Annotated in this window: 14 protein-coding genes and 1 pseudogene; 6 read left to right on the forward strand and 9 right to left on the reverse strand. The window is 44.6% G+C overall.

Annotation, left to right across the window (positions count from 1 at the left end; translation table 11 throughout):
- Positions 1–45: 45 nt before the first annotated feature.
- From QUB35_RS14100 to QUB35_RS14115, 4 genes are read right to left on the reverse strand one after another with little or no spacing between them, the layout of a single operon-like run.
- Positions 46–1,359 carry a ThiF family adenylyltransferase gene (locus QUB35_RS14100; RefSeq protein ID WP_333142495.1) on the reverse strand — a complete coding sequence of 438 codons (1,314 nt, stop codon included), beginning with the start codon at positions 1,357–1,359 and terminating at the stop codon, positions 46–48.
- A gap of 5 nt (positions 1,360–1,364) precedes the next feature.
- Complete coding sequence (locus QUB35_RS14105; protein WP_332950290.1) at positions 1,365–1,556, reverse strand: hypothetical protein; 192 nt, start codon at positions 1,554–1,556, stop codon at positions 1,365–1,367.
- Between the two features lie 31 nt (positions 1,557–1,587).
- Positions 1,588–2,034, reverse strand: a complete 447-nt coding sequence (locus QUB35_RS14110) for a hypothetical protein (RefSeq protein WP_333142496.1) — start codon at positions 2,032–2,034, stop codon at positions 1,588–1,590.
- Between the two features lie 8 nt (positions 2,035–2,042).
- Positions 2,043–2,993, reverse strand: a complete 951-nt coding sequence (locus QUB35_RS14115; RefSeq protein ID WP_333142497.1) for a hypothetical protein — start codon at positions 2,991–2,993, stop codon at positions 2,043–2,045.
- A 256-nt stretch (positions 2,994–3,249) separates the two neighbouring features.
- Between QUB35_RS14115 and QUB35_RS14120 the strand changes: the two genes are divergently transcribed.
- Both QUB35_RS14120 and QUB35_RS14125 read left to right on the forward strand, forming a co-directional pair.
- Positions 3,250–4,653 (forward strand): NB-ARC domain-containing protein, encoded by a 1,404-nt coding sequence (locus QUB35_RS14120; RefSeq protein ID WP_333142498.1) that lies wholly within the window; start codon positions 3,250–3,252, stop codon positions 4,651–4,653.
- Positions 4,654–4,831: 178 nt separating this feature from the next.
- The gene (locus QUB35_RS14125) at positions 4,832–5,419 is read left to right on the forward strand and encodes a Uma2 family endonuclease (RefSeq protein WP_333142499.1); all 588 of its coding nucleotides are present in this window, start codon (positions 4,832–4,834) and stop codon (positions 5,417–5,419) included.
- Positions 5,420–5,835: 416 nt separating this feature from the next.
- Here QUB35_RS14125 and QUB35_RS14130 read toward each other — a convergent pair whose 3' ends face one another.
- The 3 genes from QUB35_RS14130 to QUB35_RS14140 form a co-directional block, all read right to left on the reverse strand.
- The gene (locus tag QUB35_RS14130; RefSeq protein ID WP_333142500.1) at positions 5,836–6,858 is read right to left on the reverse strand and encodes an ABC transporter ATP-binding protein; all 1,023 of its coding nucleotides are present in this window, start codon (positions 6,856–6,858) and stop codon (positions 5,836–5,838) included.
- 604 nt (positions 6,859–7,462) lie between these two features.
- Positions 7,463–7,651 carry a hypothetical protein gene (locus tag QUB35_RS14135; protein WP_015175516.1) on the reverse strand — a complete coding sequence of 63 codons (189 nt, stop codon included), beginning with the start codon at positions 7,649–7,651 and terminating at the stop codon, positions 7,463–7,465.
- 320 nt (positions 7,652–7,971) lie between these two features.
- Complete coding sequence (locus QUB35_RS14140) at positions 7,972–8,895, reverse strand: histone deacetylase (RefSeq protein ID WP_333142501.1); 924 nt, start codon at positions 8,893–8,895, stop codon at positions 7,972–7,974.
- A 396-nt stretch (positions 8,896–9,291) separates the two neighbouring features.
- Between QUB35_RS14140 and gyrA the strand changes: the two genes are divergently transcribed.
- Entirely contained in the window at positions 9,292–12,003 is a 2,712-nt protein-coding gene (gene gyrA / locus QUB35_RS14145) for a DNA gyrase subunit A (RefSeq protein ID WP_333142502.1), read from the forward strand.
- 234 nt (positions 12,004–12,237) lie between these two features.
- Complete coding sequence (locus tag QUB35_RS14150; protein ID WP_333142503.1) at positions 12,238–13,530, forward strand: ribonuclease D; 1,293 nt, start codon at positions 12,238–12,240, stop codon at positions 13,528–13,530.
- Between the two features lie 75 nt (positions 13,531–13,605).
- Here the strand turns inward: QUB35_RS14150 and QUB35_RS14155 are convergent, their stop codons facing one another.
- The gene (locus QUB35_RS14155) at positions 13,606–13,950 is read right to left on the reverse strand and encodes a hypothetical protein (protein ID WP_333142504.1); all 345 of its coding nucleotides are present in this window, start codon (positions 13,948–13,950) and stop codon (positions 13,606–13,608) included.
- Between the two features lie 95 nt (positions 13,951–14,045).
- Positions 14,046–16,577: a VWA domain-containing protein gene (locus tag QUB35_RS14160; RefSeq protein WP_333142505.1), complete on the reverse strand. Its 2,532-nt coding sequence runs from the start codon at positions 16,575–16,577 to the stop codon at positions 14,046–14,048.
- A gap of 390 nt (positions 16,578–16,967) precedes the next feature.
- Here QUB35_RS14160 and QUB35_RS14165 point away from each other — a divergent pair, with 390 nt between their 5' ends.
- Positions 16,968–17,954 (forward strand): AEC family transporter, encoded by a 987-nt coding sequence (locus QUB35_RS14165; protein ID WP_333142506.1) that lies wholly within the window; start codon positions 16,968–16,970, stop codon positions 17,952–17,954.
- A 267-nt stretch (positions 17,955–18,221) separates the two neighbouring features.
- Positions 18,222–23,595, forward strand: a pseudogene (locus QUB35_RS39150) (AAA family ATPase); the annotation flags it as partial.
- Between the last annotated feature and the right edge of the window lie 296 nt (positions 23,596–23,891).

Here is a 23,891-nt window from a genome sequence, read left to right on the forward strand (position 1 = left end):
GCTTGGCTTAAGGAAGGGCGCGCGCGCTGCTATTGTTATGAACTACTAGCTAGCAAAAATATTATCTTGCTCAGTCTCATCAATCAAAGGTTCATGTTGCTCCCCACAAACAGGACATGATAAACTACGCTCCCAATTTGCTCCGTACCAACGCAGAATAGACGGTGTATTAAAATTATACTCCATCTTGGGCCAACTGGCATAAGTATTCTCTCTACGATTACCCCAAAGGTAGAAGTCTGCCACTAAATCTTCTTCTAATGAACTAATACCACTTGCTTTACCACGCGAAAGCTCTACCAAAGCCAGTTTAACAATCATGTTAGAGATAGGCAGAATATCAGAAGCAAGACCAACCTGAATTGTAGCTTTTACTTCCTCATCTGGAACATAAGCAGGAGTCTCTGATCGAGATTGTCTAAACTGGGATATTTCCTCTTGGCGACTCTCCAAAAAATCCTTAGTGAAAACACAGCCCAAGCACGGGCCTTGATGAGGACGTACTCTCAAAACATCACCACCACAAGCACGAGTTAATGCTCTGCCAAAAATAGTAGTAATTTTGTATTCAAGAGCTATGCTATTGAGGTTAAAACGGCTTCTATCATTATCAGTGCCAGCAATAATCAAATTACAATTTTTCAGGAGAAGTTTAGTTTCCTCAAGATTTTGATTGATGTCCACTTCAGCCGTTTGCACATGAATATATGGGTTTTTCCCATAAAGTAAATCCCTGACAGCTTTAGTCTTGTAGCGACCTAAATCTCCTGTGCCACAAATATGCCTAGCAACATTTTCTAACTCTAGGCGGTCAAAATCTATCAAGACAAAATTTCCCACGCCTGCTTTAGCAAGTTCTAGTGCTACAGTAGAGCCACCGCTGCCTAATCCAACAATTCCTATTTTGCAATTTTCAAGCACAGAAGTCTCTAACAAACCTTTACTGCGAGAGTAAAGTTCTGAACGTTCAGGAATAAATTTAACGCTTCCTTCGTGAAATTCCCCTTCGGAGTTTCCAATAAAAGCACGATGACGTAATATATTATCCTGAATGGCAAACAAGACAATTACAGAAGTATTAACAGGGTGACTGACTCGGTTGCCAAACATGGCATTGTAAATTTGAGTGGCAACAGCACAGCCAGTTTCACCCTCTGGCATCGTAGTTAAAAAATGAATTGCTGAGGTACACGGATAACCGGATAACTGCGTTTTAGGTCTAGATGTATAAACATGAAATACATCACCATTATCAAAACCAAATGCAACGGCTTCACACCTATCTACTTGAGATTGTAGAAACTTACCAAAAAGAGTCTGCACTTGGTCTTCGTGCATATAAACTAAGGGGAAAGTCATAATAATTAACCTCGGAAGAAACCATCTTCTGTAATTTGATCGGCAACTACAGCATCGGGACTAGGGGCTCGCTCAGACGGTCTCTTCACTACCAACTGACCAGTTGTTGGATCAAACATAAGCTGTTGATCTGAAGGTGCCTCTCCTTCTTGAACGGTTCTTTGTAGGTGGCGGGTTACATCTTGAGAGTTGGTCATGAGTTTTATGTCTCTTTATGGTTTGATGAGTTTATTGCATATGAGGAAGAAAACTATCTAAAGCTTGCCCTGTTCTTCTGTGTCCTTCCAGTGCTTCGAGCCAGATTCTACCTTTCAGCACAACTAAGTACACAGTTAAATTAGGCAACCACTCTCTGTAATGACAAATCTTGACATATCCATCTCTTGGATCTAAAGTGTGCATACTTGCGCTTGTTCCATATTCCTTTAAGTCTTGTCCGCGATATCCCTTAAAAGGATAGGGTGATGTCACGACCATATCAGGTCGAGAGTTGGGAAAATCGGAAGGTATATAAACTCGCAGAGTATATACGTTACCAGCATTAGTGCAAACATTACCTTCAACTCGTGTATTGTTAGAATCTCCTGGATTAATCCAACTAAAGCTGGGAAAATACTTTTTAAGTATTTGCCGCTCTACTTGTAAGCGTTGTTGTTGCAATTGAGTCCATGTCATAGTAATCCTTACCTTCTATTATAGTAACGATTAATGCAATCTTCAACTTGCTCAAAATGAGGGGAATTATTATGCCAATTTTGCACAGTAAAAGGTTTTTCATGGTTAACCTTAAGCTGAGGTGAAGATTGCGGAAAATCCTCTGGAAAATCTGCACGCCAGCGATCTACACACCCATGTTTATCTTGGCACTCAAAGGTTAAATAAATTCGATCTTCATTTGTTCGAGACATTTCGCAGTGTTGAAATTTTTTCTGAATTTCGTCGAATAGTTTTTTCAGTATGGCTTGACCTTGTTGACTGCTGTACCATAGTTTCTCAGATATCTCTATTGGCTCTGTTGTTACCAAAGGTTCCTCTTCAAGAGTTGTTTCGTCAACAGTCCAATTTTTTGAAGGACGAGAATTTATCCGGCTTAATTCACTTTTCCATTTCAAATTGGAGCGAATAGGACTTTCCCCTGGCAAAACCACCCATGCACCAGCTTGATAATTAGCTCGGTGGCTGGAATACAAAAAACAGCCAACATTGACATTCCATTTTTTCATGATTACTGAATTAGAACGTATGTTAGCAATGCAAAGCAGAAACCTTGGAAAATTGTATCTTTGTAATGCCCGAATAACGGTATTACTATCACCTCCACTGGGTTGTGCTAATCCCATTTGGTGGTGAGAATGCCACTCACCGATATGTTGTAATCCATGCTTGCTCCTGAGAATCTCTCCAGCTTTAATCAAATGCTGTCTATCTTGATAAAAGCTGGTATCATTATGTCGGCTATCTGAACCTGGCCCAAGGACATACTGAACTACTGGTGCTCCTGAATGAGTCCAAAATCCAAACAAGTCTCCACCTGTTTCTAAGTTAGGATACTCTTCAACCCATCCAGCAATCCGGTCTAGTTCTTCCTCGTAGATGAGGGTTTTAAATTGAGAGTGTGTTTTTGTTCCGTGCATTGTGCTTTTCGGCTAGTTAGTTATATTTATAGACGAAATATGCGTTGAGTCTGTAATTACAAAAAAAATAATTCACAGATTTGCTTTATAGGAATCTATCATAAGCAATATTTTTGGGATTTACCATCACAAAATATCATAAAATATCCTGAATTTATTCGACATTTTTATCATCAAGTATCATTTTTTATTACAAATGTCATAAAATATCATCAAAGTCTGATATGATACTGGAATTATCTACACTTACCTGACTATGGAAATCAAGGAAGTCTTGAGATTTGCCGATGACCTGGTTTTAGCCAAAACGGGTAAACACTTAGATAACCTGCAACAGGCAGTATTGCTCGCTACTTGGCAAGGTAAAAGATACTCCGAAATTGCTAAAGAATATCACTGTACTGAACGTCACGTTGCTAATGTAGCTTCAAAATTATGGCAACTCATTAAAAAAAAGTTAGGTGAAAAGGTTAGTAAAACTACTTTGCGCTCTGCAATGGAAAGCTATGAAATTTCTAAATTTTCAAATTCCGGTTATTTTAACCTTGTCCAAAAAGGGAATATAAACGTTTGCACAGAAACATCCCACCCTCCCAAAACTCCCCAAAACTCACCCTCAACACCAACATCAAATGAAGACAACACCCAAGAGAAACCGCGACTCGATTTAAGAGATGCACCGGAGATCAGAACATTCTACAACTACCCCAACTCACCCCTCACCGCCCTCGAAAATGCGATCGCCCGCCAAAACTGCCGCCTCCTCACCATCACAGGCATGAGTGGCACCGGCAAAAGTGCGATCGCCCGTCACCTCATCCCCCAAATTCAAACTCAATTCGATCGCATCATCTGGCGCAGTCTCCGCACCTCCCCACCCCTCGAAACAACCCTCAAAAACCTGATTCAATTTCTATCCGATCGCACAGAAATTAACTTTTCCGCCAACATCGATGCTCAGTTGTCAATCCTAATAGAAACATTGCGAGACAATCGCTGTCTAATCATCCTCGATGACGTGCAGCAAATTCTCAGCAGCGGGCAACTTGCAGGACATTATAAACCAGGATATGAAAACTACGGAACCCTATTTAAACTCATCGGCGAAATTCCCCATAATAGCTGCTTAATTCTCAATAGTTGGGAACCACCCTCAGACATCCTCACATTCACCGACGATAATTCAGCAGTATGTTTATTACAGTTAACTGGGGTAGGTGAAGCAGCAACAGAAATTTTTAGAGAAAAAGGTTTGTTGGATGAAGAATACTGGCCAGAATTGATTAACCTTTATCAAGGTAATCCCCTGTGGTTAAAATTAGTCGCTCAAACCATTAACAACTTATTTGGCGGTAGAGTCTCTCAATATTTAAGCTATCAACCAGTATTTTTAAGCGATGAATTGACACCGATATTGCAGCAGCACTATCAGCGGTTGTCGGAAATAGAAAAACAGGCTATTTCGCAACTTAGTAATGAAATCGAACCTGTTTCCTTTACTCAATTTTTGGCAAAATGTCAAGGTTCGCAGGGCGAATTATGTAAAGCAATTCAATCTTTAGATAGACGGGGAATGATCGAAAAATTGAGCTGTGAAGCTGAAATCGTTTTCAGGATTGCACCTGTGTTAAAACAGTATGTTAAAATGGTGGCAGAATAGTCTTAAATATCTATAGTCCGGGACACGCTCCGATTAAAGAAACCGGGTTTTTTACCTAATTTACGGTATGTAACTAAGTATTTCGTAAAAAAACCCGGTTTCTGGGCCACCATGCGTAAGTCCTAATCTAGCTAAATGAGAGCAAACCACTATCGCAACTCAAACCCAACCTAAACTAATGCTCACTTTCGATCGATTCATCAAGCAACTTCCAGATGAAGACGGACGTTATGAACTGGTTAATGGAGAAATTATCAAAATATTACCAACAATCAGACTGCACGAAAATGTAGCTGATTTCCTTGAAAATACGTTCCAAGACGAGGTAAAAAGACTCCACCTGAATTACAGGGTATCTGGCCGAATTGTAGTCAGGACATTAACCCCGAATGGTAAAGAACAAGGCCGCCATCCTGATGTTACAGTAGTAGACAAAACCCTCTGGGAATCGCAGCCCTTCGCCTATTCATCCCTAACTGAACCACCACAATTAGTTGTAGAAGTTGTCTCAACAAATTGGGAAGATGATTATATCGATAAGCTAGATGAATATCAGCGGCTGGGAATTTCTGAATATTGGATTGTCGATTATTTAGCTTTGGGTAGCAGAAACTATTTGGGCAACCCGAAAGAACCGACTGTTTTTGTTTACCTGCTCGATGAAAATGGGGGTTATCAAATGACTGCTTACCGAGGAACTGAGCGAATTATATCCCGAACTTTCCCAGAATTATCACTAACAGCAGAGCAAGTATTGGATGTATGATATCAACTTCAGCTTAAATATCGGTTGATCTCTTAGTCTGCGAAGGCAGACTTTGTTTGTGTAGACGCGGTTTCAACCGCCGAAATACTTAATCCTCAAGATTGTTTTTGGGCTAACAAGCGCGATCGCACAACGCCCAGATCGGGTTGAATGCCTAACAAACGCTGATGGACGGAATCTGCTAATTGCTCGCGATAATATAGGACTAAGCCCAAAGAAACCCGGTTTCTGAGGAAAATCTGGTTTGGCGACGAGAAATCTGTGAAGAAACCGGGTTTCTAACCCCGCGCGCTGAGCTTCAGACATCTCCAAAAAACGTAGTCTTGAACAGGCAAGATGCCTGTTCCACAATAAAATTAACTCTTTGTGGAACAGGCATCTTGCCTGTTTCTGACGAACTTTTCCCTTCCCTCAAACTACGATCGCATCGCCTGTTTTTGCTCAGCCTTCAAATCGCGGTTGCTAGCAGCAGCCAACTCCGCATCCAACAGCGTCTTACCAGTCGCAGCCAAATACACATCATCCAAACTCGGCCGAGATTGAGCAATCCCAAAAGTAGGAAGTCCCGCATCTTTTAAAGCTTGCTGAATAGTCACCAGCGCATCGCTTTGCGGTGTTACTACTAAATTGAGAGAATTTCCTTGAGCCGCGTTGACAATTACTTCCTGCACAAAAGGCAAAGATTGCATCAGAGTTTTAGCTTTTTCGGCTTCTTCCATCGGCGAAAACTCCCGAATCCGCAGAGTCACCCGATCGCCCCCAACCCGATTTTTCAACTCCTCCGGCGTACCCTGTGCAATCACCGTACCCTTGTCAATAATCGCCACGCGATCGGCCAAAGCGTCAACTTCTTCGAGATAGTGACTCGTAATCAAAACCGTCGTACCTTCCTCCCGCAAGCGCCGCAGGAAATCCCACACAACCACCCGGCTTTCAATATCGAGCCCGACAGTCGGTTCGTCTAACACCAAAACATCCGGCTGGTGAAGCAACCCAGCAGCTAAGTCGAGGCGTTTGCGGATACCGCCGGAATAAGTACCCGTCTTTTTATTTTCCCACTCCTCCAAACCGAGGAGTTTCACCATTTCGTCAATCCGCCCTTTAATCGTATTGCGCGGCAAATGGTAAAGCGCTGCTTGCAGTTGCAGGAGTTCCCGCCCCGTCAGCACCTTATCGAGAGCAACTTCTTGGGCGACATAGCCGAGTTTTTGTCTGGCAATTCTCGGCTGGCTGACAGCAGAAATGCCAGACACTTCAATGCGTCCGCTATCGGGCGCACTCAAAGTACAAAGTACCCGCAGGGTTGTGGTTTTGCCTGCACCGTTGGGGCCTAGCAAACCAAATATTTCCCCCGGTTCTACCTTGAAGGAAACATCTTTAACGGCTTCTACAGTGCCGTAGCGTTTCTGAAGATTTTCAATTAAAACGGCGGGAGCCATATATTTTGGGGATGAACTGGTTGTTAATATTTTGACACTTCTGGGCTCAAATTGCCGGAATGGTCGATCGACCAATGCGACTCGGTGTGCTTGTAACGATCGCACACTCCTCCTCAACCGGAAACAGCTTATAGTTTTGATTTTTAATACCCGTTTATAAAATATCAACTTTTTAACGGCTCTCAACCCTGATATTCATCAGTTTTCCCACTCTCCCATCTCCCATCTCACCTCCAAAAAATTATGAGTTTTGAGTTAATTATAACTTCTCAGTTAGTAACTCAAAACTCACAAGTTTTCAACAAGTAGAGATGCACCCGAAACCTGTTACTTTATAATTATCTCTACCTATAGGCTGATTTGTAGCGAGATTTTGATAATTAACACACTGGTCACACACATCACACTTTCGAGCCAACTATTAAACACAAAAAACTTCCCGAATTGGCAAGTTCTACTTGTAACGAGTTCCCAAAAAATGTAACTGTAGGCCCGCGATCTCAACCCCGATAGTTATCAGTAATCACCAACTCTTTAATCGAAAATCGAAAATCGAAAATCGAAAATGGTATTAACTCCCCCAAAGGGAGTGGCTGCCAGGTCTTTAATCGACAATTTTTACCCAACCGCGGCGAACGTTGTACAGCAGTCGGTTGATGATGGCATACTCATCTTCATTCAGTGTTCTTTCTAAGAGTGCAGATCTGAGCTGTCTCCGGTCGTGGCGAGTCACGACGCTGGAGAACATGACCTGACCAAATAACTCTTCGAGTGTCATTTGGGATACTGACATGATAAACCTCCTAGTTGATTGAGACAGATAAAATTTTAACAGGCTTGTTGTATTTTTATTATCCACTCTGGGAGGGACTTCAAAGGCGATCGAAAACATTGACACGGTGTGATTTTTCGGTTAAAAATCTGTGACCGAGACTTGGATGCCCAGTGACTTGGATCTCTTAAATTGGTGATGCTTGTCACGGAAGTCAGAAGTCAGAAGTCAGAAGTCAGAAGTCAGAGGGAAAAAGACCATCAGGCCCGATCGCCCTCAAAAACTCTCCATCTCGTCCTCATGGGTTCTCAACCTCATTTTCCCCTATGCCAATTTTCCAGCTAATTGAGGCATCGGTCAATAGTCGCCACAACCGACTCGGCCAACTCTTTCAGCGCGTAACCCCCCTCCAAACCAAAAGCTATGCGGCGGGTGAGTTGCAGGCAGTATCCGGTGAAAGTACCGAAATCTGACGGCATCAGAGTCATGCTCGCCAGCGGATCGGAGGCAGTAGCGTCATAACCAGCGCTGACAATCAACAAATCCGGTTCAAATTTGGACAAAAAAGGCACGACAAGAGATTCAAAGGCGCTCAGGTATTCAGCTATGCCACTGCCGGGATACAGGGGAATGTTCAGCACGTTGTCGTAGGCACCGCGCTCCTCGGCATCTCCAGTTCCCGGATAGCACGGAGATTGGTGCAGGGAACAGTAGGCAATTTGCCGACAGTTTTCCACCAAAGATTGAGTGCCGTTGCCGTGGTGCACGTCCCAGTCGAGGACAGCGACGCGGTTGATTCCCGGCTGTTCCAGGGCGTAGTGAGCGGCGATCGCAGCATTGGAAAACAAGCAAAAACCCATCGCGCGGGCTTTTTCGGCGTGGTGTCCCGGCGGCCTGGCCAGCACAAAAGCCGGTTCCCCCGCAGCCACCACTCGATCGACCCCATCGAGCCAAGCACTCGCCGCTAGCAGCGCTACGTCGTAACTTTCAGCAGAAATCGGCGTATCACCGTCGAGGTAGCCGCCTCCCCGATGAGCCAAATGTTCGATTTCTTTGATGTATCTTTGCGAGTGAACTTTTTTGATAGCCGAGAACAGTTGTTGTTCGCGCTGCGCCACTGGGGTGGGCAGTTGCCATTCAATTTTATCCGCCCAAGGAGCAGCTTTCAGAGCATTGACGATCGCCGTTAAACGTTCTGGTCGCTCTGGGTGAAGCATTCCAGTCTTGTGCAGCAAGAAATCTTCGGAGTAGATGACGGGTAGCATCGGCTGATTTTAGATTTTAGATTTTAGATTTTAGATTTTTAGTTGGCTTTAAGAATGCCTTCGGTTTTGTGAAATTAAAATTTCGATCGAGTAACCATTTTAATTTCTTATATGGTCGTCAAAAAAACTCACGAAAGCATGAAAAGCGACCGCCTAAAAAAAACTTTCTAGCTTTTGCCAACTGCTGACAAAATCACCAACTGACAAATTATCAATTGTGCTTGTTTCGTCCCTTAAATTTTCTGGCAACTTTCCCATAAATTCCAAGGCAAATTGTGATATAATTTCAGGAGTAATTTGCAATATTTGGCAGCTCTACTGAATCCAAACCGATTTTATCGCATTTTTGAGATTTATAGCGGTCAAATTTAAATTTTTAACGGAGTTTTTCAACCTATGAGCACCTCTGAGTCGCGGATAATCCCGACGGATCTGGGTAATGAGATGTCCCGATCGTACTTGGAATACGCCATGAGCGTAATTGTCGGTCGGGCGCTACCAGATGCCAGGGACGGTCTCAAGCCCGTTCACCGACGCATTCTCTACGCCATGAACGAATTGGGCTTGACTCCCGATCGACCTTTCCGCAAATGCGCCCGCGTCGTGGGGGAGGTGCTGGGCAAGTATCACCCGCACGGAGACACAGCGGTTTACGACGCCCTGGTGCGGATGGCTCAGGATTTCTCCATGCGGGAACGCCTGATCAACGGCCACGGCAACTTCGGCTCCGTTGACAACGACCCGCCCGCTGCCATGCGGTACACCGAGTGTCGCCTCACAGCTTTGACGAGCGACTCCATGCTGCGCGACATCGACTCGGAAACAGTTGATTTCGGCGACAACTTCGACGGTTCCCAGCAAGAACCCCTCGTACTCCCGGCACGCATCCCCCAAATTTTGCTCAACGGTTCCTCCGGGATTGCTGTAGGGATGGCCACCAACATTCCGCCGCACAATTTAGGCGAAATAATTGACGGTTTAGTAGCACTAATTCACAATCCAGCAATTACTGACCTGGAATTGATGCAGTACATCCCCGGCCCGGACTTTCCCACCGGAGGGCAAATTCTGGGTAGAGGCGGCATTCGCGATGCTTACACCACCGGGCGCGGTTCGATTACAATGCGCGGAGTCGCCGGCATTGAAACCATCGAACATCCCGGTCGCCCCGACAAAGAAGCAATTATTATCACCGAATTGCCTTACCAAACAAACAAGGCAGCGCTAATTGAGAAAATTGCCGAACTTGTCAACGACAAAAGATTAGATGGAATTTCCGACATTCGCGACGAAAGCGATAGAGACGGAATGCGGATCGTGATCGAACTCAAGCGCGACGCCTATCCCCGCGTCGTCCTCAACAACCTCTATAAACAAACACCCCTCCAAGCCAACTTTGGAGCCAATATGTTAGCGCTAGTAAATGGGGAACCCCAACTACTTACGCTCTCCCAATTCCTCAATGTCTTCCTAGACTTCCGCATTGAGACAATTACTCGCCGGACTCAATATGAGCTCCGCAAAGCAGAAGAACGCGACCACCTTCTGCAAGGCTTATTAATTGCCCTAGACAACTTAGATGCAATTATTCACCTAATTCGCGCCGCTGCCGACTCTGCAGCAGCCAAACAAGAATTGATGGATAATTACGGTCTTTCGGAACAGCAATCAGACGCAATTCTGCAAATGCAGTTACGGCGTTTGACAGCATTAGAAGCGCAAAAAATTCAGCAAGAACACGAAGAATTGCGAACTAAAATCGCAGATTTGGAAGATATCTTAGCGCGGCGGGAACGCATCTTAGAAATCGCCGAATTTGAAGCTGTCGAAATCCAAACCAAAATCGCCACTCCTAGACGCAGCGTCATCGAACACGCCGAAGGAGAAATCGATGAAAGAGATTTAATTGCCAACGAACAAGCAATTATTCTGATTACAGAGCAAGGCTACATCAAGCGGATGCCTGTCAGCACTTTCGAGGCCCAAAGTCGCGCTACTCGCGGCAAAGCAGGCGCGAAAATGAAAGAAGACGACGGAGTAGAACATTTCCTTTCCTGCTGCGATCATGACAGCGTTTTGTTCTTCAGCGACAGGGGCGTAGTTTACTCTGTCAAAGCGTATCAAATCCCCGTCTGTTCCCGGACTGCCCGCGGCACTCCCGTGGTGCAACTGCTGCCGATTCCTATAGAAGAAAAAATCACTTCTATGGTGTCAGTTACAGAATTCACCAGCGAAGAATACTTGGTAATGTTGACTCGCGGCGGCTACATTAAGAAAACCGCACTTTCCGCTTTTGGCAACATCCGCACTAATGGATTAATCGCGATTTCTCTAGAAGAAGGCGACCAACTGCGCTGGGTACGGAGAGCAAAAGTGGGTGACAGCATCATCATCGGTACGCGCCAAGGCATGGCAATTCATTTCCGCACCAATCACGAACAGTTGCGCCCAGTCGGCCGCGCGACGCGGGGTGTAAAATCAATGAAATTGCGATCGGGCGATGAGTTGATCAGCATGGACATTTTGCCGAGTTCAATTGTTGCCGAAATTGCTGACTTGGAAACTGAAGACTCGGAATTTGAGGGAGCTAATATTGCTCTATTAGAAACTGAAGACTCGGAATTTGAAGGAGCAGAAATTGTTGAATTGGAAAGTGAAGATGCGGAATTGGAAGACGAAGAATTAGAACTGCAAGCCGAGGAAATAGAAGGCGAAGATGCCGAAGAAATTTCGACGGTTAGCAGCGAAGTTCCTTCGGTGTTGGTAATCACCACCAACGGCTACGGGAAGCGGGTTCCTGTTTCTCAATTCCGCCTGCAAAGACGGGCTGGTAAGGGATTGACGGCTACTAAATTCAAGTCGAAAAAGGGTAAGGATCAGGTAGCTGCCCTGCGAATTGTCAACGAAGATGACGAATTGATGATCATTACCAACCGAGGTATTATTATCCGTCAGGCTGTGAGTGCAATTTCTACCCAATCGCGCACAGCAACGGGTGTGCGGGTGCAGCGGTTAGATGAGGATGATTCGATCGTAGCTGTGGCTTTAGTGCCGCCTGCTGGTGAAGAATCGGCGGAAGAATCGGAATCTGAGGAAGTGGCAGAATAGTCATAGGTTAATAGTTTGTAAGGTGCGCGCTGCGTACCTTACTGCTGAATGGTAAAAATGCGATCGTCTATTCCCGGTTTCTGCCTCCAAGACGGGTCAACATTTAATACTAATTATGAAAAAATACCTGTAGGGACACGGCCATGCCGTGTCCTTAATGCGATCGTTGACAATCGATCCGATAATTGCTATAGCATAATATAATCAAAAAGTTAATAGCAAAAGTCGATTAAAATGCCTTATTTAACAGCAGCCAACGACATCAAAGCACTCATCGCTAAATTTGCCCAAACTAAAATCCTGTGGGTTGACACAGAAATAGCAGACTATAAATCCAACCCCAGATTATCTCTGATTCAGGTGTTAGCTGACTCCACAGATTCCACGGGAGATGCCACTTTTATACTAGATGTCTTGGATAAACCAGAATTGGCAAAAGATTTCATCAACCAAATCATGGTAAATCCAAATATTGAAAAAGTCTTGCATAACGCCAGCTATGACATCCGATTTTTAGGCAATGACGACGCTCAAAATGTCACCTGCACACTCAAAATGGCGACAAAGATTCCCACTTACATTCTGCCCTTACCTAATCGACAACTCAAAACTTTAATAGAAACACTTTGCGGCATTGCTTATGTAGATAAAACAGAACAAAGTGGCGATTGGGCAAAGCGTCCCCTCACCGAGAAGCAGCTAGAATATGCCAAGATGGACGCGGTTTATTTAGCTGGAGTGCATGGCAGCCTCCTAGAAATCCTTGCCCAATGTTACCCCGAACCCGCAACGGAAAACTTGACAGCATTGGGCGAAAAATATCAGAAAATAGAATCTCGGTGGAAGCCGCTAGATTCAGAAATCGCTGAAGTGAAAGAACGCATTAAAGCAGGGATGCTGGCCCAAAAGCTCAAAGACAGTTCTTATTTTGAGCTTTCCAGTTCGATAACGATGAAAGTTGATTTTATGACGCTGGCCAGACTGACGCAAACTGAGGGAATTGAGTTGAATTTTCCGGTGACGCTGACGAAAGAAATTCAAAAACAGTTAGGTGAACTCATCGCCGATCCATCTTTGGAAGTTGAGGATATTGCTAGTTGGCGGTTAAATTCTAATGTACAGCAACGGCGGAAATCTACTAAAAAAATTGCGCCGGAACCGGAGAGTGAGGATTTAACAGCATTGGGCAAAAGGTATCAAGAAATTTTGCCTGAATGGAAGTTGCTGGATTCAGAAGTTGAGCATCTAAAAGAGCGCATTAAAAAAGCAATGTTGGTGCAAAATCAGGAAAATACTCCCCATTTTAAGTTGTCCAGTTCCTCGATTTTGAAGGTGAATTTTGCTAAATTGGCAAAACTTGCGCTATCTGTGGGAGTTGAGTTAGATTTTATGGTGACGCTGACTCAATACATCCAAAAGCGCTTAGGGGAAGCTATTAACAAAATTGATGTGCAAATTGAGTATATTACCAGTTGGCGGATGACGGCTAAGACTGTGGAAGATGAAGATGAGGAAATTCCGTTTTAAATAGAGGGTGGGTACGGGAGTACCGCCCTTACAGTATAAACGAATCGCGTTTCATTTTTGCTGTGTGTACCGCGACTAAGCTTGTTCTTCCAAATACTCTGCAACTGCTTGCAAATCTTCCAATCCTCGGTTCAAGCTGTTAAGCATAGCTTCCCCAATCTCAGTATCAAAATTGAGTTTAGGATTTTGCAAAGCTAACTCTTGAATTGCCTCTAGCCATAGTGCAAGCGGTACCTGGCGCACAGCTTCCCGTAACCCCATATTTGCCAATACTGCAAGATAAAAACCTGTCAAGTCTTGCCCTCCATAGCCATAGAAACCATGCCGCAGTTCTAGCTTTTCGGGGGTGTAGGCTGCATATTGATCGAAAGTGATCGGTGTGCGATCGAGTTTTGGTTGTGGGAGTGGTGGTGTATCCATATTTTTTGACCTGATTTGTTACTATCGACTACGCCTTTGCAGTTCATTTCAATCAGCCCTATTTAACCAAGGTGGGCAAAGGCCCACCCTACTTTCTACTTCCCTACCGTGAAATACTCATTCTTAGCATACACGCTAATAATGCAATCTCCCACTTCAAAAAACATCCCCTCTTGCTCATCTTTAGAAAATTGCAAGTTGCCGTATTTAGAATTAATTTCCTCAGCAGTAGCAGCTTTTGCCTCCATTTCATCCGGGATAAGTCCGGTAGAACCGATATAGAAAACCAGCGGTGAAACTTTTTCCCTGTACACTTTTTCAGCATAAGCTTCCAGTCGCTCATTCGCATTAGCTAAAGCAGCGACAAACTCGTCTCGCTTGACATCTTCTCCCTGCCATTTCGCTTGCAAAAGCCGCAGCAAACTATCTGCACCCACTTTGGCTAAAGTAGCGCTAACAATTCCGTTATCCTCCAACCCCAAAAACTCATCGAAAATCAGTTTCATCAAGTCGTCAACTTTGGTGATTTTTGTTCGGGATGACAGGGTTTTGTGTGCGAAGACAACAGGCTCATCTAACGTGATGTCAAATGTCGGTTTTGCTAGCTTTTCGCCCGTGTTTTTGTGGTAAACTTCATAAAGGCGATCGAGAAATTTGTTGGCAGAGTGCAATTTGCCGAAGTTGAGGATGTTTTTGCTGCCGATGTCGATTTTGTAGCTGACTCGCGAATCTACTGAACCGTTGGCGATCGCACTTTTTAATTCCGTGTATTCCGTCGTCGTCGGAAAGTTGATGTAAAGGCTTTTTGAGAGATAATGCTGTTTCAATTCTTCCAATTGTTCCGCAGTGTAAGCCTCAGATTCCTCCTTCAAATGAGCCGAGAGAATGCTAGAGAGAATTTTGATTTCTGCGAGTTCCTCAAACACTCCGTCAAGGCTGCCGTAACGCCCGTCAAAAGGCACCAGGGGCAAAGTCTCTAACTTAATATCGTACTCGGAACGGAAGTCAAATTCTTGCACGGGCGAACCGTCTTTTTCAAGGACACCGCATTTTTTGAGCAAATCAAACACTGGTTTGCTGCTGATTTTGGTTCGCAGCGACTTAATATTAACTTCGCCGTCGCTGACAATGGTATAATTGTTGAAAGTATTGAGGTCTGTAACTAGAATTCCCGCCACTTCTGCGATTAAAGTTTCATCCTCAACTTTTACCAGCTTAGCTTTGCGGGTAATCAGCATATTGATGGTAGCGGTATTTTGATTGATCGCAAATGAACCCATTTGCATGTATTCGCCACCGTCCAAGAATTCAGTTTTCAGCCAAGGCTTGACAAGGTTGCCGTTTTCGTCTCGCTTTCCCTCAATTCGCTTCAAACCTTTTCGCTGATAATTTTCTTGCAAGTGTTTCAAGTTGATGATGATGCTGTTGCTGTTTTCCTCCAATATCTTGATTAACTCCAGCAGGGAAATTTTCTCGCTGACTTTTACCCGATCGCCAATTACATGATTTTTCAACACATCAGGCGCAAAAACAGCCTGTTCCAAATCTTCCGTAAACTCCGCTATTTGGGCATTTGTCAAAGCTTTAGCGTGTTTTTCCGTCAAAGTAGCGTCGAAGGTACTCACCAGCGCATACTTAGCCGTATTTAAATTGCCGTCAGCGAGGTTAGCTTTCGCAAAAGCAAACACCGACTCATCAGTTTGAGCAACGGGAACATCTAGTTTGTCATACTCATCTTTGGCGACTTTCTGATATTTGTAAAACAGTCCGCGATCGTCTGCTTTCAGCCCGCAGATTTTCAGCGTGCTCGATGAACCGTTGATTTTCTTGCCACTTTTGGAAACAAAAACTTGATAATCATATTCCTTAATTAACGGTTCTTCCAGCGGCGGTGCAACGGAACTGCCTAACAGTTTTGTGCTGTCGTAAAGAGCATCATAAACCATTTTGACTTCGCCAGCGCGGATGCAATTTCCCGATAATGTGTTGGCGATTTTGGAGAGAAGTTTGAAGTCAGCAGAAGCATAGGATATCGTGTTTGCAAACACATCCATGTCTTTGAGTTCTTCGCAAATTTCCCCTAGTTTTGCAGATTCCGAATTGGGACTGGGGTCATTTGCATAGCCGTCTGTGTGCAAATTGATCGCTGTCATTTCTCCCGCTTTAACCAGAGATTTAGCGAGTTGCATCGACTGCGATATGCAGGTACTGCCAGCCGTGTGGATTTTTTGAATTTCTTTGATGTATGGAGAGTCAAACTTCAGCACTTCTTGAATGGGAATTCGCTGGAAGTGACAAATTACGTCCCGATTGCTAGCGTAGGAAATTAGGCTGACAATTAGCTGGTAATTGTTGTATTCGTCTAATGTCAAAAGCTTGATTAAGGTTTCTTTCAGCGGTTCTAAGTCATAATACATTGAGCCGGAACGGTCGATGATGATGATGCTGTGAGCCACGGATTTTTCAGGGAGATCACCGGGCTTTCTTTCTAAATTTATGCGATCGACTAGATAGAATGCCTTGGCGTTTCCGGCAAAATTGTAGAGAGTAAACTTGGTGCGAGTATTGGAGGCTGCTTGGCTGCTGGAACGTTTGACTTGAGATGATTGTTTTGCTTGCCGTGCCATAGTTTTCACCTATGTTGACTTATTCCTCAACTTAATCATGACACGCGCTTCTGTGGATGTCAAGGCCTGTGTGGAAAATTATTTGCGAGGCTGAATAATCATTAATATTTAGCCCTGCGATGCCGGGGAAAACTGCGGCGATAGGGTAAATGTGGGCTTTTTTGGCAAAAGTAGTGGATCTGCGTAATACCAATTTAATGTGAAGTTGCACATATCTCGATCCCCCTAAATCCCCCTGATTGTTGGGGAGTAGGGGTTGACTTTGATCGGAATCTTGTCCCCCCTTAGTAGGGGCGGTGCCCCCGTGCCCGCCCTTGGCTAGGGGTGATCGGATTCTACGGAGCCTCATAAAAAATTGGTATATGTCGTTTAGTAAAGATTTAGCCAATCATGCTTTATTTAGAAAATCCGCTGCTCAAACTTTATCTAAATCTGATCGGATGGGTGGCGTTCGGATTCATTCTCGGCCGCCTGCTACCGAGAAGCTATTCTACATATTTAGCGAAGTTTCTTTTCTTCTTTGGCACGCCATTGAGCATTGTTGCTTTTATCCGCAGCGCTAATTTGTCTGGCGCTATTTGGATGGCGCCGCTGATAGCTTGGGCGGCAATTCTAGCAGGTGGAGGACTCGCTGGGATTTTGATAAATTTCGGTGTCGGCGAGGAACGTTTCAAGAGTCTTAATCCGATCGCCCAAAATAGCCCGGAACACACCAGCGCTTGGAGTTTGCCCACTCAAGGCAGCTTCTTATTGGCAACGATGGTGGGTAATACGGGTTTTTTAGGCTTTCCCGTCACCTTGTCCTTATTAGGTTCCGAACACTTTGCCTGGGCGTTGTTTTACGACTTGCTAGGCACTGGCATGGGAATCAATATACTGGGAGTTGCTATTGCTTCTCACTGCGGCAAAAGCGATCGTCCTCAGAGTTGGTTAGGTCCGGTGCGGGCAATTTTTCTGAATCCGGCACTGTGGGCTTTTGGTTTAGGATTTGTCTCGCGCAGCTTGCCGCTTTCGGCACAAATTGCAGAATTGTTAACAACAGGTGCTTGGAGTGTAATTACTTTAGCTTTAATTACGATCGGGATGCTGTTGAGCAAGTTGAATTCCTTGCACAACCTCAAACAAGTTTTGGCTTGTCTCGTGATTAAAATGCTGTTAGTTCCCTTGGTAATTGGCACGGGATTAACGTTTTTGGGGATCGCGGGCGCGCCGCGACTTGTGCTAGTGCTGCAAATGGCGATGCCTCCTGCTTTTGGTACTACATTGTTGGCAGAAGCTTTCAATCTCGATCGCGAATTAGCCGTAACTGCGATCGGTCTCGGCTGCGTTAGTTTATTATTCACTATTCCCCTATGGATGAGGCTATTTAATTTTTAATAAAAATAGGAATTGCTCAGCTTGAAAAGTTTCTTACTTCAGTGATCCCCATCACGAACATTGAACGATATATAGCGTTTCTCAGTAACATGAGGTGTTCTCCGATCTAGGGCATAGGGCATAGGGCATAGGGCATAGGGCAGACCTCACCAAGATTGAGAACTGCTATATCTCATATTGATTTAAAATAACAATCACGGGAGTTGGAAACTGTATGGGCTTCTGCTAATGTGGAAATAGCCCGTGGAGGACGGGAAGAATATAAGTATGGCAAGTATAAATTTTAGATTGACAGGTTATCACATTCTCGATCGCATTTACTCAGGAACTCGCACCCTAGTTTATCGAGCTTTTCGCACTAACGATAAACAGCCCGTCGCCATCAAAGTCCTGCAGAACGAGTATCCCAGCTTCAGCGAACTGGTGCAATTTCGCAATCAGTACACGATCGCCAAAAACCTCAACTTGCCCGGAATCATCGAAACCTACAGCTTAGAAACCTACCACAACAGCTATGCGTTGGTAATGGAAGACTTTGGGGGAATTTCTCTGAAGGAATGGACGGAAAAAGGGGAAACTCGGCCGTCTCTGATGGAGTTTTTGCAAGTGGGGATCGACCTGAGCAATATATTAGATATACTCTATCGCCACCGGATAATTCACAAAGACATTAAACCCGCCAATATTTTAATTAATCCCCAAACAAAACAAGTCAAACTCATTGACTTTAGTATTGCATCTTTGCTGCCCAGGGAAACTCAAACCCTGATGAATCCCAACCTGCTGGAAGGGACACTCGGCTATTTGTCTCCCGAACAAACGGGAAGGATGAATCGCGGCATTGACTACCGCAGTGACTTTTACTCTTTGGGCGTGACTTTTTACGAATTGCTGGCGGGACGATTGCCGTTTCAATCCAACGATGTGATGGAATTAGTACACTGTCATATTGCCAAGCAACCACCATCACTGCATGAAATTAATCCTGAAATCCCGCCCGTACTTTCGGAGATTGTCAGCAAATTAATGGGGAAAAATGCCGAAGACCGCTATCAGAGTGCGTTGGGGCTGAAATTCGATTTAGAATGTTGTTTGGAGCAACTTGAAGAAAACGGTAGGATAAAGAGTTTTGCGATCGCGCAGAGGGATGTGGGCGATCGATTCATTATACCCGAAAAACTCTATGGTCGCGAAACAGAAGTAGAAACCCTACTCGAAGCCTTCGATCGCGTCAGTAGTGGCACAACAGAAATGATGCTAGTAGCTGGTTTTTCTGGGATTGGAAAAACGGCAGTGGTGAATGAAGTTCAAAAACCAATTGTCCGCCAGCGTGGCTATTTTATAAAAGGCAAATTCGACCAATTTAACCGCAACATTCCTTTCTCAGCTTTTGTGCAAGCATTTCGCGACTTAATGGGACAATAGTTGAGCGAAAGTGACGAGGAGTTGAAAAAATGGCAAACTCAAATATTGCAAGCACTGGGCGATAACGCACAAGTCATTATTGAAGTAATTCCCGAACTCGAAAAAATTATTGGCAAACAATCACCCGTACTAGAATTATCAGGAAATGCGGCAAAAAATCGGTTTAATTTGCTTTTCCAAAACTTTATTAAGGTGTTCACAAAACCCAAACATCCCCTGGTGATGTTTTTGGATGACTTGCAGTGGGCAGATACCGCCTCGCTGCGGTTAATGGAAATGCTGGTGGCCGATGCGACAATCGGTTATTTATTAGTAATTGGTGCCTACCGAGATAATGAAGTATTTGCAGCACATCCGTTGATGCTGACACTGGATGCAGCGGTTAAAGCTGGGGCAACGGTGGATACTATTACGCTGGAACCGTTGAGTTCCGAAAGCCTAAATCATTTGGTTGCTGATACGCTCAATTGCGATCCATCTTGGGCAATACCGTTGGCGGAGTTGGTGGCACAAAAAACCCAGGGAAATCCCTTTTTTGCAACGCAGTTTCTCAAAGCACTGCATCAGGATGGGCTGATTGAGTTTGACCGGCTTGCTGGTTACTGGCAGTGCGATATTGTGCGAGTTCGGGAGGCAGCGCTGACGGATGATGTGGTCGAGTTTATGGCGTTGCAGTTGCAAAAATTGCCGCCAGCGACTCAGAATGTGTTGAAGTTGGCTGCTTGTGTTGGGAATCAGTTTGATTTGGGGACTTTGGCAGTTGTTTCCGAGCAATTGGAAACGGAAACGGCGGCGGATTTGTGGAAGGCTTTGCAAGAGGGGTTAATCCTGCCTGAAAGTGAAATCTATAAGTTTTATATTGGTCGAGAAAGACGGGAGGAGACCGATAATTCGGAGGTAGTGAATTACAAGTTTTTGCACGATCGCGTTCAGCAAGCCGCCTATTCTTTAATTCCCGAACAAGAGCGAGATCGTGCTCACTATCAGATTGGACAATTGCTGATCCAGCAAATTTCACCCGCAGCTATAGAAGAGCAAATTTTTTCAGTTGTCAATCAGTTGAATTATGGTATTGCGCTGATTGAAGACCAAACAGAACGGGACAATTTGGCACAACTAAACCTCACGGCTTGCCGCAAAGCCAGAGCCGCTACTGCTTATCAAGCTGCTCGCGAGTATGCTGCGATCGGGCTAAATTTGCTTGGAGAGAGCGCTTGGCAACGACAGTACGAGATGACCTTGAACTTGCACGAAATAGCCGCCGAAGTGGCTTCACTCTGTGGCGAATTTGACCGGATGGATCGGTGGATTGACACTGTGATTCATCATACCAGAACTCCCCTAGAGCGAGTGAGCGTTTACATCGTCAAAATTCAGGCATTATCGTCCCAGAACAAGTTTTTAGAAGGAATTGCTATCGGTTTGTTGAGTCTCAAAGAATTAGGAGTAGAATTGCCCGATAGCCCTACATCAGAAGATATTCAGCAAGCAGTGCAGGAAATTAATAGCTCGATCGGCGATCGACCTATTGAAGAGTTATTCGATCTGCCAGCGATGGTGGATGCCCAAAAACTGGCCACGATGCAAGTGGCGGCAAGTATTGCGACAGCTTGTTATCTGGCTGGTTCGTCTTTGTTTGCGCTGGTGACTGCCTTACAGGTAAATTTATCAAAAATTTGGGTTTAAAACCCTGTCCTTCTAGGACGGCTTTAATTTCTTAAAACTTCTTTCAACAAGTCCAGTAAGTTCCTATATTTGTGATATACTATAAAAGTCAAGGTTTAATTCCTTTACCATCGTGAAACAGTTAAGACACACTTTTAGGTATAAACCGGGGGACGCAGAGCAGCGAAAACTCTTTAAACAGCTAGAGGTTGAATTAAACCTTAAACCAGTTAAAACAAACTATTCTTTTAGGATTGTTAAGTAGGGTAGGGCATACCCAAACTCTAGGTAAATATCCTAGTACGCTTTTGGAGATAGACCCGCTGGGGTGGCTGCGAATCAGGCTCGTTAATTGGTAGTTTTCTACGGTTAAAAGGTCTGAATATTGCCTTTCATGACGCAACACTTAAAGGTTAGTCGCTGAATTAAGAATCCTCGCACTTTTAGGTCGGGGAGTGTCAAATTTCTATGACTCACTCATAGCCCTGGCCACTCCTGAGTCCGAGACGGAGTTAGAAACAGGGCTGTTTCATTCTCACCAAAAACATGAATTTTGTAGGGGTAGTGCTACCCCTACTCCCCGTGCCTACCCCCGACCTAGACGATTCGATCGGCAGGTCAGACCAAGAGGGCCGGCACGGGGAGTAGGGGTAGCACGGCCCCTACGGATAATGAAACAGCCCTGGAGTTAGAAACGCAGGGGCAACGAGTTCAGGAAAATCAAAGGAAGTTGCAGCATTGGGCAGAACACGCCCCCATGAATTATTTGCATAAGTGGCAGTTGGTAGAAGCAGAGAAATACCGAGTTGCCAGACAGAGGGCAGAAGCTATTGAAATGTACGATCGTGCCATTTCTGGAGCGAAAGAAAACGAATACATCCAAGAAGAAGCCCTCGCTAACGAACTAGCAGCTAAATTCTACCTCGACTGGGGCAAAGAAAAAATGGCGCAAGCCTATATGCAAGACGCCTACTACTGTTACGCTCGCTGGGGTGCGAAAGCCAAAATCGATGACTTAGAAAAACGCTATCCCCAACTTCTTTCTCCCATATTGCAGGCCAGAGAAAATCGTTTTGTAATCCCCCAAACCCGCATCCACCCAATCAATAAATCGTCAATTTTACCTCAAAGATTCCAAACAATTCGATCGAGTAGCAACAGTATTTACGAAACCCTCGATTTCGCGGCTATTCTCAAAGCCTCCCAAACTCTCTCAAGTGAAATTAAATTAGAAAAAGTGCTGGCTGGCCTGATGTCTGTGGTGATGGAAAATGCCGGGGCAAAAAAAGTAGTTCTGCTGTTGCTTAAGGATGGGAATCTCGCCATCGAAGCTGTAGCCTCCTTCAATCAAGATGTCATCTCAATATCTGTACCACTGTCAGCCAGCGACGAGTTTCCCTCTGCTGTGGTCAACTATGTTAAGCGGACTTGGAAAACTGTGGTTTTGGATAATGCAGCAGTACAAAACGATTTTATTGCGGATCAGTATTTGCTCCACGAAAAGCCCAAAAGTGTGCTGTGTACCCCGATTTTAAATCAGGGTAAATTAATCGGGTTGCTATATCTAGAAAATAACTTGACAATTGGTGCATTTACAGAAGATCGCACTGATCTCATCCAACTTTTGTGCGCCCAAGCGGCTATCTCTATAGAAAATGCTCGCTTGTACCAACAATCTCAAGCTTATGCACAAGAATTAGAGCGATCGCTCCTCGATCTGCAGCAAGCACAGTTACAGATCGTGCAAAGCGAAAAAATGTCCACATTGGGGAATCTAGTCACAGGAATAGCCCACGAAATTAATAATCCTGTCGGCTTTATTAGCGGCAATATTGAGGAAGCAACGACCACGATAAAAGATGTGATTGCCCACTTAAAATTATATCAAGAAAAACTGCCAAATCCCGGCGAGGAAATTGAAGAAGATGCTGAGGATATTGATTTAGAGTATGCCTTAGAAGATTTGCCAAAGATGCTGTTGTCGATGAAAGTCGGGTGCGATCGCATTCGCGGCATTAGCACCAGCCTCCGCACCTTCTCCAGAGCCGATAAAGACTACAAAGTTCCGTTTAATATCCATGAGGGCATTGACAGCACCATCTTAATTTTGAAACATCGGCTGAAAGCCAACGAACACCATCCCACGATCGAAGTCGTCACAGACTACGGCAATCTCCCCCCAATCGAATGCTTTCCCGGTCAACTGAACCAAGTCTTTATGAACTTGCTTGCTAACGCGATCGATGCCCTAGAAGAATCAAACCAAAGACGCAGTTTGGATGCCATTAAAGCAAATCCACACTGTATCACAGTTCGTACCTGTCAGTCGGGCGATCGGCACATCAAAATTCAGATTGCCGATAACGGTGCAGGCATGACAGAAGCAGTAAAACAGCGGATTTTTGACCATTTATTCACAACGAAGGCAGTAGGAAAAGGCACTGGGTTAGGATTGGCGATCGCCCGCCAGATTGTAGTCGAAACCCACGGCGGAACAATTAATGTCAATTCTACTTTGGGGGGAGGGAGTGAATTTGAGATAGTGTTACCTATTAGCGCATAAAAGTTGACTGTTGACTGTTGACTGTTAACTGTTAACTGATGACGGTTGACTGTTAACTGATGACGGTTGACTGTTGACTGTTGACTGTTAACTGTTAACTGTTGACTAATGACTAATGACTAATGACTAATGACTAATGACTAATGACTAATCGGGCATTATACCAGCCCCGATCGCAACTGCGGACACGGGTCAAACTTCCAGCGCCCCTGCGCCAGATTGCCAAAATCTCAATTATGCTAACCTAGGCAAGCAGCAATCCCTTGTCACGAAGGCGATTAACA

Origin of the sequence: Microcoleus sp. B13-B6, from assembly GCF_036705405.1 — a bacterium.
Classification (GTDB): Bacteria; Cyanobacteriota; Cyanobacteriia; order Cyanobacteriales; family Microcoleaceae; genus Microcoleus.